Source organism: Vibrio celticus (assembly GCF_024347335.1).
GTDB classification, from domain to species: domain Bacteria; phylum Pseudomonadota; class Gammaproteobacteria; order Enterobacterales; family Vibrionaceae; genus Vibrio; species Vibrio celticus.
In genome coordinates, this window is the sequence record NZ_AP025463.1 from 1,289,422 (window position 1) to 1,303,157 (window position 13,736).

Consider the following 13,736-nt stretch of genomic DNA (forward strand, 5'->3'; position numbering starts at 1 on the left):
AAAAAAGTAATTCTGAACAGAAAGTGAACCTGATTAATAATGAGAATTTGATACCGAAAAACTTAACGCTTAAATGGCGCAGGCTTTAATACATAAGATTAATTGCCGAGTGTTAAGAACGTAAGACTTACCTTTATTCTTAACCTTAACGCTGCTGTAGTTCGTCTTCGAATATCTTGTCTCTCATTTTCCAAAAGCGTCCGACCTTACGTGCAATCACGAATTGTGGTGGCCGGAATCTGTGTTGGTGAGCAACCACTTTCGTTGGTGACGCTTCTTCAAAAGGGCGGTGTCTGTCTGCAAGGTGAGGGCGCACAAACTGGTCTTTGAAGTTCTGCTTCTGCTTTTTGGTGGTTAATGACCAAAACTCATGCACTTGCGCTTGGTTTTCACCGCGGTAAGTGACCTTAAGTTGTGATTTACCTTTCTCGTCTTTAAGCACGTTGAGCTCCATTTCTAAACACTCAAATACCAAGGCATCTTTTAGATTCAGCGCTTCTTTCAGCTTTTTGTCTGGGTCGACTAAGGTTGCATCGCATTCATGACAAATGCGCGCAGCAATGTCATTATCCGCACCACATTCACCGCAATATTTCGCTCGGAAGCGATAATTACAGTGTTCGCGTTCGCCCGTGTCTTCATCGGTAAAGTAGCCTTGGCATTTACGACCAAAGTGCTCCAGCAAGAAGCCATTGCTGTCTAGTTTGCCCCAAAAGTTATTATTGAAGCCACACGCCGGGCAAGGGATGGTGATGATTTCGCTGTCTGAATCGGGTTTTGGATCGCCGACCTCAGGTTGGTAAAGGTCGTAACTGTTGCCCGCATAGTCGAGCACCAAACACTCTTTTTTACCCGGAGATAGGCGTAAGCCACGGCCAACGATTTGTTGATACAAACTGATGGATTCTGTCGGGCGCAAAATCGCGATTAAATCGACGTGTGGCGCATCAAAACCTGTGGTTAATACCGATACGTTAACCAAGAACTTGATTTTACGTTCTTTGAAGTCGCTGATAATTTGGTCACGTTCGAGAGTTGGTGTATCACCAATCACAATTGAAGCTTCACCTTCTGGCAATAAGCCGAGGATCTCTTGCGCGTGTCGAACGGTCGCAGCGAATACCATGATGCCTAGTTTGCCTTGGGCTAGGTGAATAATCTGATCGACAATCTGTGGGGTCGCTCGTTTCGATTGCTCGATCACCATGTCGAGTTCTGCTTCTTTGTAGCGACCAGTGCTAGCGGGCTTTAACTGCGAAAAGTCATAGCTCAACACGGGTGCATCAATCATGCGTGCAGGAGTTAAGAAACCTTCGTCGAGCAGGTAACGAATCGGCAGCTCAAAGATACAGTCGCGGAAGAAACGTGGCTCATCTGAACGCACTTGACCGCGAGTGTGGTATTGATAAATCCAACCCATCCCAAGACGATATGGGGTCGCTGTTAATCCAAGCACCTTGATGCCCGAATTATTCTCGCGTAAGTGAGTGATGACTTTCTGATAGCTACTGGTCTTTTCATCGGGAACACGGTGGCATTCGTCGATAACCAACAGCGAAAACTGGTTAGAAAATGAATCGAGATTTCGCACCACAGATTGCACCGAAGCAAACACGACTTGTTGGTCGGTCTCTTTGCGTCCTAAACCCGCAGAGAAAATCGAGCCTTTCAGCCCGTAACCTTCATACTTTTCATGGTTCTGTTCAACCAACTCTTTTACGTGAGCAAGTACCAACACTCGACCTTTCGCAAGCCTTGCTAACTCTGCAATCACAAGGCTTTTTCCTGCACCTGTCGGAAGCACGAGCACTGCCGGAGTTTGGTGTTTTCTGAAGTAATGAATCACTGATTTTACAGAATCAGCTTGGTACGGGCGGAGTGTATACATATCGCGTCTTGTAAGAAGGAAAACAAATAGTGTGAAATAGCTCAACTAATTGAGCAAAGGTGACTATAATACCGGACTTAGATTAGTTGAGGTATTCATGCGTTTAGATAAATTTCTGTGCGATGCATTAGGCGTCACTCGAAGAGAAGCAACACACTTATTAAAATCCAAGGCAGTGACAGTAAATGATGTCATTCAAAAAAGCGGTTCACTCAAGGTAACTGAAGAGTGCGTTGTGGAATGGCAAGGCAATGAACTGAATGTTCACGGCCCACGTTACATCATGCTTTATAAGCCAGAAGGCTTTGTTTGTTCGCATGAAGATGGCGCAAATCGTATCGCGTTTGAATTACTTGATGAAATCAAAATGGACAAGCTGCATTTTGCTGGCCGTCTAGATATTGATACATCAGGTCTTGTGTTGATTACCGACGATGGTAAGTGGTCTCACCGTATCACTTCGCCAAAGCACAAGTGCGAGAAGACGTACCGTGTGTGGTTGGTTGAACCTGTTGAAGACGATTACGTTGAAAAATTCAAAGAGGGCATCCAGCTTAAGAGCGAAGATGGCCTAACACTTCCTGCACACCTAGAAGTTCGTGCAGAGCGTGAAGTGCTGCTAACGATTCACGAAGGCAAATACCACCAAGTTAAACGTATGTTTGCTGCTCTTGGTAACAAAGTAGAAGCACTACACCGTGAACGTATTGGCGAAATTGAGATGGACGAATCTTTAGAGTTAGGTGAATACCGTTACCTAACGCAAGAAGAAGTCGATTCAATCTGGAAGTAGTCCTTAGCTAGAAGTTGCTCTTAATAAGAAATTGTTCTTAGCAAGAAACAACTTTTGCTGGAAATAGCCCTTTCGTTGTAAAGCCGACCATGGATAGCGTCGGCTGATGATGTTGACTGGTACTAGGAAAGTCTCAGCCAATCTTTGACTCGCGTACTCACGCTAGTCCCTAGCTCTATCAGTTGAACATTCGGAGAACCATGCAAACATCGACCTCACAGAGCCCAAGCTCCCAACCAGAAACCCCTCAATTAGGCTTAATGCTGTTTTTGATTCTTGGTGCGATTGGTGCACTTACTCCGCTAGCCATTGATATGTATCTGCCAGCGATGCCGACCATTGCCAAAGATCTTGGTGTGACGGCGGGTGAGGTGCAAATCACGCTAACAGCTTATACCGCAGGTTTCGCGCTGGGGCAGTTACTGCATGGCCCGTTGGCAGATAGCTACGGTCGTAAGCCTGTATTGCTTATTGGTGTGTTCTTGTTTGCTATTGCTTCTATGGTGAGTGCGACAACTCATGGCATTGAAGCGCTGACTTACATCCGTACCGCTCAAGGTTTTGCTGGTGCTGCGGCGGCCGTTATCATCCAAGCGGTGGTGAGAGACATGTTCGATCGTGAAGATTTCGCAAGAACCATGTCTTTCGTTACTTTGGTGATGACAGTTGCGCCATTGGTTGCTCCGATGATTGGCGGTTACTTAGCGTTGTGGTTCGGTTGGCGTTCAATTTTCTGGGTCCTGGCTATCTTTGCGGTGATCGTGATTCTAGCGGTATCGATGAAGATCCCAGAAACGCTTCCTGCAGAAAACCGACAACCATTGCGCTTTAAAACAACGATTCGTAACTACGCTCGCCTGTGTAAGAACCCAACGGCGATGGGCCTGATTTTCTCTGGTGCATTCTCATTTTCAGGGATGTTTGCGTTCTTAACGGCAGGTTCATTCGTTTACATCGATATCTATGGCGTTCGCCCTGATCTGTTTGGCTATCTGTTCGGCTTGAATATTGTTGCTATGATCTTGATGACGAGCATCAACGGTCGAATCGTGAAGAAAGTGGGCTCTCACGCTATGCTCAGAGTCGGTTTAACCATTCAACTGTTTGCGGGCTTAGGTCTGTTAGTCGGATGGATGTTAGATATTGGTTTGTGGGGTATTGTGCCATTCGTGATGCTGTTTATCGGCACACTGTCTACCATTGGTAGTAACTCAATGGCGCTGCTTTTAAGCGGATACCCGAATATGGCCGGCACAGCTTCTTCGCTTGCGGGCACATTAAGATTTGGTACTGGTTCTGTGGTGGGGGCAATTGTTGCCATGCTACCAAGTGACACTGCAGGGCCAATGGCTATGGTGATGGCAGCATGTGCAATACTGTCAGCATTACTATATTGGACATTAGGAAAGAAGGCATAATGTCAAAATACTATATTGAAATTCAGAAGTTAGTGAACGATGCGCTGGGCGAGCTGTATGCTCTGCATAAGTCTGGCAAAGCGATCGACGCGCCTATCGCGAACAACCTTTATCTTGTTCGTTGGGTAACAAAAGCGATTAAATCTCAAGCTTATGATCGCGTGATTGTGCCTGACTTAGTTCGCTGGCAGAAACAGGGTCGCTCAAAAGGCAATAACTCTGATTTAACTTTTACCTTTAAACGCATTTCTGCATTTTACAGACGTTTTTTCCCTGAAGGCGAAGAGCCTAAAGTGCTAAAAGACAGTGATGTTGAAGCGTTCATGGACAAAATGTACGAGATGGGTTGGAGCGTATCGAGTGAAGATGAGCTAACGACTGGCGGCAAGATTCAATTCTTCACCGATGGTGAGCACTCTTTTGCTTTGTGTGGCAAACAGTGTGACGACTCTTTCGACGGTGAGTTGATGGTTAAGCCGATGAACTGGTTTGTTCGTGGTAACCACGCAGAGTTCATCCAAGCGGCGATGGAAGCGGGTTTCATGCTTCACAAAGTAACGGACTATAAGTCTGCGGTGAAGTATCACGGTGAATACATCGTTTACCCTGCTAACCAAGGCAACCAATTGGCTGAGATCCCAATTAGCGTTATCGGCTAGTAGCGGATTCGGGATGCGAGATGAGAGATACGAAGAGCGGAATTATCCGCTCTTTTTTTGCCTCTCATAGCGCGTGTCGCAAATTTGCTGTTAAGTCTCTTCTCATCCCGTCACTCGAATCCCGAATTTGCTTTTAATCTTTTAGCATCCCGTCACTCGAATCCCGAATTTGCTTTTAATCTTTTAGCATCTCGTTACTCGAATCCCGTATCTGCTTTTAATCCTGCTCTTTAGCTTGCTTCTCAATCGCCTTTACCATGCCTTTAAAGATAAATAGGTGAGCAGGCATCATCGCAAACCAATACAGTAACCCTAGAAAGCCTTTAGGGTGCCACCACGCTGAAATGTTCAGCTCGCGAGAGTCTCCGAGGTCAGAGACGGTAATCTCGAGTCGCCCTAAACCGGGGCCTTTCATACCGAAAAGCAGGGATAAAAACTGATTCTCTTCACAGCGAATGACCTTCCATGAATCGATTTTGTCACCGACTTTTAGGTTGGGCCCTTCTGGCATTTGTCGAACCGGTACACCGCCACCGAAAAGAACATCCAACCATTCGCGTGTGCGCCATAAAGTGTTAGCAAAGAAGTAACCTTGCTTCGGGCTTCCGATTTGCTGAGCAACATGCCAAAGCGATTCCAATGAAGCGCTTGAGGTGATACTTGCGCCTGTTTTCTTCGGGTAATAGCCATACCCAGCTTGCCAGCGTTTGAATGCGGTTTTATCAAAGCCCCATACATTGCTTTTGACAAAGTTTCCTTCAGCGTGAATGGCTTGTTCAACCATATTTTCGAACGAGATAAGCTTCTGAGGGTACTTTTCTCTAATGATGGTCGAACTGGCGATGAAGTCGTGCTTTAAGCCTGCAAGTAGTGCTCTACCTATGTTAGACGGTACAGAAGTCACCACACCTAACCAATATGAAGCAATCTTTGGTGTCAGTAGCGATGTCGCCCATAGTCTGAGTGGACGATCGGCGGTTTTGGCAATATGAGCAAATTGGTTTCGGTAAGAGACAATATCCGGCCCGCCAACCTCAAAGGTTTGGCTTTCGCTAGGCGTGTCTTGTGCGAGTTTTAGTAAATAGTGGTTCAGGTTCTGCAAAGCAATCGGGTTGGCTTTAGAGTCAACCCATTTTGGCGCAATCATAATCGGCAAGTTGTACACGAAATCTCGCATGATCTCGAATGCCGCAGATCCTGGGCCAATGATCACGCCAGCTTGAAGTTCGGTAACGGGTACAGGCCCTTTACGAAGCAATTCGCCGGTTTTCTTTCTCGCTTGAAGATGCTCTGAATCACCTGTCTGAGGCTGTAAAGAGCTCAGGTAGATGACGTGTTGATTCTTTGGGCCAAGAGCCGAAACAAAGTTACGGGCTAAGTTCAGCTCATAATCGATAAAGTCGTGGCCTTCTGCCATGCCATGGACGAGAAAGAAGATAAGATCAAAGTCGGGGACTAAGGCTTGTGTCGCAGCTTGATCGGCCAGATCAAGATACTCAAGCGATAAGTTTTCGTGAGGCTCGGTCCGTGCCTTTAAATAGTCGATATGCCTTGCTGCTGCCGTGACTTGATAGCCTTGCTCAAGCAGGAGAGGGAGGAGTTGCGAACCAACATATCCAGAAGCGCCTAAAACCAGTACTTTCTTCATTGTTACTCCATTTATATCTGTGGTTAAAAACCGAACATTGATATAATAGCGCGATATTTATCTTTATTCATCAATACGTTCCGTTTAGGTATCTCTCTATGTTGCTCTCTTCAATTATTCATCACACACGAGGTGATTTTGTTCGCAGGCTTATTGCGATTGCACTGCCTATCACCTTGCAGAGCATTATGTTTTCAAGCCGAGGCTTGGTGGATGTATTGATGTTGGGCCAACTTGGCGAAGCAGACATTGCAGCTGTGGGTGTGGCGAGCCGAGCAATGTTCGTGACGACCATAATGCTGGTGGGTGTTACCACGGGCGGTGCTCTTCTTACTGCTCAATATTGGGGGGCGGGTAACAGACAAGGTGTCAGAGAAAGTACCGCACTGACGTGGCTGGTTTCGACACTGTTTGCGTTACTGACCATTGCATTTTTCGTTTCATTTCCTGCACAAATCATGGGCGTGACGACCGACTCTCAAGAGGTCATCAACTTAGGCGTTGAATACATCGTAATTACCTCTTTTAGCATGCTAGCGGTATCGTGTGTCAGCAGTATGGCTGTAGGTTTGAGAGCGATGCACAAACCCGGGCTAAGCACCTTCTTCAGCGGTATCGGCATCCTGTCTAACGTGTTCTTAAACTGGGTGCTGATCTTCGGTAACTTAGGCTTTCCTGCGCTTGGAATCAAAGGTGCGGCGATTGCGACGGTACTGAGTGGCGCGATTGAAGTGGCGACTTTATTTGGTTATCTCTATTTCTCTAAGCATTTGTTAGCTTTTAAGTTCTGCGATATTAAAGCGGCAGCTTCGATCGATAAGGTGATTCGCTTCTTGAAGCTGTCTCTGCCGACCACGTTTAACTTCTTAGCATGGGCGGGGGGGTTGTTTGCTTACCACGCGATCATGGGACAATCGGGCGTTCAAGGTCTGGCTGCGCTGTCAGTAATGACGCCGGTTGAGTCTATCTCATTGAGTTTATTGATTGGTCTATCGAATGCGGCAGCGGTTCTAGTGGGTAACCAGCTTGGCGCGAAAAATAATGAAGCGGTTTACTATCAAGCACTTGGCTTAACAATTCTGTGTTTCTTAACCAGTATCGTTGTAGCCGTTTTTCTCTACTTCGTTCAAACGCCAATACTTAATGCCTTCAGCGCATTGACGGAAGAAACCAGAGCCCTCTCAGAGAAATTCATTCTGATCCTCAGTGTGGGTATTGTCATTCGCTCGGTGCCATTGACTGTGATCGTTGGGGTGTTGAGAGCGGGTGGTGATGTGAAGTTTTGCCTCTATCAAGATTTGATTGCTCAGTGGGTGATCGGTATCCCATTGGCAGCCATTGCGGCTATTTATTTAAAGTTTCCACCGGAATGGGTATATCTGCTTTTTCTAACGGAAGAAGTCCTCAAGTGGGGCGGGTCGCTATATCGCATGAAAACAAGAAAATGGATTAAAAACTTGATAGGAAGTTGAAGTAGGGCGCACCAATCGCATCACTTTATCGTTGGCGTGTGATCTATCTTTCAAAATACTTCCTCCTAACAGGGAATTAGTGTAGATTCTCCTTCCAAATTCTAACTAATGCGAGCTGTTTAATGTTAAAGCTGTCAGACCTATGTAAAGGCTATGTCGATGGGGGGGAGTTTCACCCTGTTTTGCAAGGTGCTGAATTAACATTAAACCAAGGTGACCAGCTGGCATTAATGGGAGAAAGCGGTTCAGGTAAAAGTACGTTACTGAATCTTATCGCGGGTTTAGACCTAGCGGATTCAGGTGAAATCGCTTTTCCTCACTTCAATATGCACGACTCAACCGAGCGTGACCGCACCGCTTATCGCAGAAACAACATTGGCCATATTTTTCAGCAGTTCAACTTACTGCCAACGCTAAATATTGCCGATAACATCCGCTTTTGCCGCCAGTTAAAAGGCTTACCTGAAGACAAAGGCCTCTGGAGACAGATTCTCTCTGCTTTAGATCTTATGCCTTTGCTTGGCCGTTACCCTGAAGAAGCGTCTGGTGGCCAACAACAACGTGCGGCCATTGCGCGCGCGCTGTATATGGAACCAAAAATCTTGCTGGCCGATGAGCCGACCGGAAGTTTAGATGAGCGCAATGCAGAAGCGGTAATGCGTTTACTGACCTCTTTGGCTCGTCAATTAGAATGTACGTTGCTGTTGGTAACACACAGTGAAAAAGTAGCTCTGCACATGGATGGTAGGATCCGTCTACAAGGAGGGCAACTGCATGTTATGGCCCGTAGTTAAGGCACTACTCGGTCACTATCGACGTTACCCACTGCAGATTATTTTGGTATGGCTTGGTTTAACCCTCGGCGTATCACTTTTGGTTGGTGTTACTGCTATCAACCAACACGCCAAGCAAAGCTATGCGCATGGTGACAAACTCTTTTCGAATCCTCTTCCTTACCGTATTCGACCAAAACACAACGCCAATAAAATCCCGCAAGGCTTTTATATCCAGCTTCGCCGTGAAGGCTTTCAACAGTGTTCTCCTCTTGATCACCATCGTATCACTGATGAAAATGGCGCAAACTTCATGGTTGTCGGTATAGATCCTGTTTCTATGCTTCAGCTACAACCTGGTATTGCGTTAAAAGATCTCACTGCTTTGAACCTCATGAAGCCACCATATCCAATCCTTGTCAGTGATGATCTTGCTGAACACATGGAATGGCACAACGGTGATTACATCCCTCTGATGGATGGCTCTGAACTTGGGCCTGTGGTTGTCGATCAAAATAACCTGATTAATGGTACAAGGTTGATTGCGGATATCTCCTTGCTCCGAATGCTTAAACGCAGTGCAGGGCTTTCCGTGATTGCGTGTTCAGACATGTCTCCCGAGAAGTTTGAACGTCTTAAAAACATGTTGCCCAATGGTTTGACAATCTCTCGCAGTTCTAAAGCTGAGCTTGAGTCGCTAACCAGTGCGTTCCACTTAAATCTAAAAGCGATGGGCATGTTGTCGTTTGTGGTTGGCCTATTCATTTTCTATCAGGCGATGTCGTTGTCATTTATTCAGCGCCAGCCGTTAGTCGGAATCTTAAGACAAACAGGTGTATCGGGCTGGCAATTGGCTAAAGCACTTTGCTTAGAATTGTTGATATTGGTCGTACTGAGCTGGATCTGCGGTAATGTATTCGGTGTCATGTTAGCCAACCAATTGTTACCAGCGGTATCTTCAAGCTTAGGCGACTTATACGACGCCAACGTTGGCTTAACGATCGACTGGAATTGGCGATGGAGCGGCTACAGCTTATTGATGGCGTTACTTGGTGCGTTTTTAGCGTGTGCTTGGCCATTGGTGCGCTTGCTTAGATCACAACCGATTCGTTTGACCTCTCGCTTATCTTTGATGCGCTTTGCGGGTACTGAGTTTACTTGGCAAGCATTGATTGGCTGTGGCTTCTTGGTTGCCGCTGTCGCCGTGTATCAAGCCCCTCAGACTCAAGAGACGGGTTTTGCGATTATCGCGCTAATGCTGATCAGTGTGGCGCTATTTACCCCGTTTTTGATGTGGAAGTTATTTAACAGCCTCTCTTATTCTTTGCGTTGGGTTCGCGCTCGCTGGTTCTTTGCTGATGCTGCTTCCAGTATGAGTTACCGTGGCGTGGCGACGATGGCGTTTATGTTGGCCTTAACAGCCAATATTGGTGTAGAAACCATGGTCGGTAGCTTTAGAGATACCACTGATAAATGGCTAACACAGCGTTTGGCTGCCGATCTGTATATCTATCCAACCAACAATGCCGCTGCTCGTATGAGTAATTGGTTATCCGACCAACCTGAAGTGGATTCGGTTTGGTGGCGTTGGGAGAAAGATGTGGCGTCTCCAGTTGGTAGCATTCAGGTAGTCAGTACGGGTCCTTCTGAAGGTGAGCTAGAAGCGCTGACGATCAAATTAGGTATTCCGAATTACTGGTATCACTTACATCACTCTAAAGGTGTGTTGATCAGTGAATCGATGTCTCTCAAGCTGGGGATTCGCCCTGGCGACTACATTGACCTCTATGACAGTCTCGGATCTGGTTGGCAGGTTGTCGGTGTTTATTACGATTATGGTAACCCTTACCATCAAGTCATGATGTCGCATCGAAACTGGCTGTATGGGTTTGCAGGGCGGGGTAATGTCGGCCTTGGCGTAATACTCAAAGACGATGTTAATTCACTAGGGCTTCGCAGCCGATTAGAAAGTGTATTCAGGCTTGGCTCTGAGCGTGTGTTCGATAACAACAACATCCACAGTCAAGCGATGCGGGTGTTCGATAGGACGTTCGCGATTGCAGATACACTAGGTAACATCACCTTGGTTATCGCCGTCTTCGGTATCTTCTTCGCGACGGTTGCGGGAGAAGTGTCTCGCCAAAGGCATATTTCCTTGCAGCGCTGTTTGGGTGTCTCGGCGAAAGAGCTGATCCTGACAGGTAGTTTGCAGTTGTTTGTGTTTGGGCTTATTTCCTCCTTAATTGCGATTCCGCTCGGATTGGCGTTAGCGAGCCTAATTGTTGATATCGTGATAAAGCAGTCTTTTGGGTGGTCACTCGAGTTACAAGTGATTCCTTGGGACTATTTGCAGACATTTGCATGGGCCATGGCAGCATTGATGCTAGCTGGTGCTTTACCAGTGATGAGAATGATTCGGAACACTCCGATGAAGTCACTGAGGGATGCGCTTTAGTATGTTTTTACGGAATACTTCAACTAAGTTAAGACAACGAATTCTGTCTTCTCTGCTATTAATCAGTTTCTTCGGCATCTTTTTAAGTGTTTGGGGTTATTACTCTTATTTCATCGATCCTGGTGAAAAGGGAGTGAATGAAGTTAACTCAATATTGGTTAATGAACACTTCAATGTGTTCGAACCTGTTTTGCCAGACCGTAATGTTTCGCTACCACAAGATTTTAAGTTCCACCCAGAGTTTCAGCACGAGTGGTGGCATTACTTTGCATCTTTGAAAGGTGATGATGGTAAAGACTATTCGGTCCAGTGGAGCTTTTTCCGTATCGCAACGGACGAACGTGAAACACCAGGGTGGCAAAGCCCTCAAGTCTATATCTCAAATGTAGTGGTCTCTTCTAAGTCCAAAGTATGGAAAGAACAGCGCATGGCTCGTGGCGGCATTGGCCAAGCGGGAATGACTAATCGTCCATTCAGGCTTTGGATTGATAACTGGAACTGGCGTGCACTCGGCAACACCCCATTCCCAGGACGCCTTCAAGTGCAAACAGACACGTTTGGAGTTGAACTCGACACCATTGCAAAAGGGCCCTATGTGCTCAACGGCGATAACGGTTATCAGAAAAAGCACGACTTATTACCTGTCGCGTCTTATAACTTCAGCGCTCCATTTTTATCGTTGAGTGGTGTGTTGAACCTAGACGGCGTTACCAAGGAAGTGGAAGGCACAGCGTGGGTACATAAAGAGTGGGGCAGTGGCTTACTTGGAGTGGGTCAGCAAGGTTGGGATTGGTTTGTATTTAACCTCGATGACGGCACAGCGCTAAGCATTAACCGCTATCGTCATAACCAACAGCTGCCTTACGTATTCGGTACATTGGCAACGCGCTCAGGCAAAGTTTACCAATTAACGGAATCCGACATTTCCATTCAACCATTGCAAAATACAACGTTGATGAATGGAAGACGGATGCCTTTACAGTGGATCATCAACGTCCCTAAGCATGATATCAACCTCACGACGCGTATTATACGCAGGGATATGTGGCTTCCATTTGTCATACCATATTGGGAAGGGCCAATAAGGGCGAGCGGGAGTCATGAAGCGACAGGCTTTATGCAGTTAACTGGCTACTAAAAAACACCTAAGGCTATCATTTGATAGCCTTTTTTTATGCCTGCGACTTTTAGCTGCCCCCAATGAATTGTGCATACAGGTTCGATGATCTCATCTATACTTAATTCATGGTGCATAACAACATTATGGAATATACGACGTATTGTTTAGTATTTGTAGGAAAAACCGAAGTTAAACATCCGAAGAAGTGATTATCTATCAATTAAACTTGGATATAAACTCGTGGTTATTCTTTGTTATTCTTTGTTATTCTTTGTTATTCGTTTATTTAAATAATAAATATAAGGGCGAAATCATGACCGACGTCATCCGTGACTTCTTTAAAATGGAATCTGCTGGCGGCATCATACTAGTCATCGCTGCGGCGATCGCAATGTTTGTAGCAAACTCACCACTGAACGAAATGTACCAAGGTGTACTTCACAGTTACGTTCTTGGTATGTCTGTGTCTCACTGGATTAATGATGGCTTAATGGCTGTCTTCTTCCTTCTAATCGGCTTAGAAGTTAAGCGCGAACTTTTAGAAGGCGCATTAAAGTCTAAAGAGACAGCAATCTTCCCAGCTATCGCAGCTGTGGGTGGTATGCTAGCTCCTGCACTTATTTACGTGCTATTTAACTCAAGTAACCCTGAAGCGCTTCAAGGTTGGGCTATCCCAGCAGCGACTGATATCGCATTCGCATTGGGTATCATGGCTCTTCTTGGCAACCGTGTACCTGTAAGCTTGAAGGTATTCCTGCTTGCACTGGCAATTATCGATGACCTAGGTGTTGTTGTTATCATTGCTCTGTTCTACTCAGGCGACCTATCAACACTTGCACTTACAGTTGGCTTCATCGCGACTGGTGTGTTGTTCATGCTAAACAACAAGCATGTGACTAAGCTGAGTGTTTATCTCATTGTTGGTGCAATTCTGTGGTTCGCAGTATTGAAGTCTGGTGTTCACGCAACATTGGCAGGTGTAGTAATTGGTTTTGCTATCCCACTGAAAGGTAATAAAGGGGAGCGTTCTCCACTGAAACACTTAGAGCATGCTCTGCACCCATACGTCGCTTTTGCAATTTTGCCAATCTTCGCATTTGCAAACGCAGGTATCTCACTAGAAGGCATCTCAATTTCAAACCTTACAGGTATGCTACCGCTTGGTATTGCTATGGGTCTATTGGTTGGTAAGCCACTGGGTATCTTCCTATTCAGCTGGGGGGCTGTGAAAACCGGCGTAGCTAAGCTTCCTGAAGGTGTGAACTTCATGAACATCTTCGCAGTATCTGTGTTGTGTGGTATTGGCTTTACGATGTCTATTTTTATCTCGTCACTGGCATTTGGTCAAACGAACGCAGATTTTGATACGCTTGCTCGATTAGGTATCTTGATGGGCTCAACGACTGCAGCTATCTTAGGTTACTTCCTGCTAAGTATTTCTCTACCGAAAACTAAGCATCAAGAAGTAAAACTATAATCGGTAGTAGGCTCGCTTAATAGGGAGCCTGCT

Annotated in this window: 10 protein-coding genes; 8 read left to right on the forward strand and 2 right to left on the reverse strand. The window is 46.0% G+C overall.

The features are described from left to right. Positions 1-145 precede the first annotated feature (145 nt). On the reverse strand, positions 146-1,888 hold the full coding sequence (locus tag OCV19_RS06105) for a DEAD/DEAH box helicase (RefSeq protein WP_065677287.1): 1,743 nt from the start codon (positions 1,886-1,888) through the stop codon (positions 146-148). Positions 1,889-1,985: 97 nt separating this feature from the next. Here OCV19_RS06105 and rsuA point away from each other — a divergent pair, with 97 nt between their 5' ends. The 3 genes from rsuA to OCV19_RS06120 all read left to right on the forward strand — a co-directional run bounded on the left by rsuA (position 1,986) and on the right by OCV19_RS06120 (position 4,758). Next, positions 1,986-2,681 (forward strand): 16S rRNA pseudouridine(516) synthase RsuA, encoded by a 696-nt coding sequence (gene rsuA, locus OCV19_RS06110; RefSeq protein WP_065677286.1) that lies wholly within the window; start codon positions 1,986-1,988, stop codon positions 2,679-2,681. A gap of 200 nt (positions 2,682-2,881) precedes the next feature. Then, entirely contained in the window at positions 2,882-4,099 is a 1,218-nt protein-coding gene (locus OCV19_RS06115; RefSeq protein WP_048614403.1) for a Bcr/CflA family multidrug efflux MFS transporter, read from the forward strand. Next, positions 4,099-4,758 carry a DUF2913 family protein gene (locus OCV19_RS06120; RefSeq protein ID WP_065677285.1) on the forward strand — a complete coding sequence of 220 codons (660 nt, stop codon included), beginning with the start codon at positions 4,099-4,101 and terminating at the stop codon, positions 4,756-4,758. The genes OCV19_RS06115 and OCV19_RS06120 overlap by 1 nt, the downstream gene beginning before the upstream one ends. Before the next feature lie 217 nt (positions 4,759-4,975). On the opposite strand, the gene OCV19_RS06125 is transcribed toward OCV19_RS06120, so the two are convergent. Then, positions 4,976-6,406 (reverse strand): DUF2867 domain-containing protein, encoded by a 1,431-nt coding sequence (locus OCV19_RS06125; RefSeq protein ID WP_065677284.1) that lies wholly within the window; start codon positions 6,404-6,406, stop codon positions 4,976-4,978. 98 nt (positions 6,407-6,504) lie between these two features. Between OCV19_RS06125 and OCV19_RS06130 the strand changes: the two genes are divergently transcribed. The 5 genes from OCV19_RS06130 to nhaA all read left to right on the forward strand — a co-directional run bounded on the left by OCV19_RS06130 (position 6,505) and on the right by nhaA (position 13,703). Continuing rightward, positions 6,505-7,878 carry an MATE family efflux transporter gene (locus tag OCV19_RS06130; RefSeq protein WP_059019298.1) on the forward strand — a complete coding sequence of 458 codons (1,374 nt, stop codon included), beginning with the start codon at positions 6,505-6,507 and terminating at the stop codon, positions 7,876-7,878. 122 nt (positions 7,879-8,000) lie between these two features. Further along, on the forward strand, positions 8,001-8,672 hold the full coding sequence (locus OCV19_RS06135) for an ABC transporter ATP-binding protein (protein ID WP_017060385.1): 672 nt from the start codon (positions 8,001-8,003) through the stop codon (positions 8,670-8,672). After that, positions 8,653-11,106, forward strand: a complete 2,454-nt coding sequence (locus OCV19_RS06140; protein WP_065677283.1) for an ABC transporter permease — start codon at positions 8,653-8,655, stop codon at positions 11,104-11,106. Before OCV19_RS06135 ends, OCV19_RS06140 begins: the two co-directional genes overlap by 20 nt. Next, a complete protein-coding gene (locus OCV19_RS06145; protein ID WP_065677282.1) occupies positions 11,096-12,244 on the forward strand; it encodes a lipocalin-like domain-containing protein in 1,149 nt (382 codons plus the stop codon). Before OCV19_RS06140 ends, OCV19_RS06145 begins: the two co-directional genes overlap by 11 nt. Before the next feature lie 295 nt (positions 12,245-12,539). Next, positions 12,540-13,703, forward strand: coding sequence for a Na+/H+ antiporter NhaA (gene nhaA / locus OCV19_RS06150; protein WP_065677281.1), 1,164 nt, complete (start codon positions 12,540-12,542; stop codon positions 13,701-13,703). Positions 13,704-13,736 lie beyond the last annotated feature (33 nt).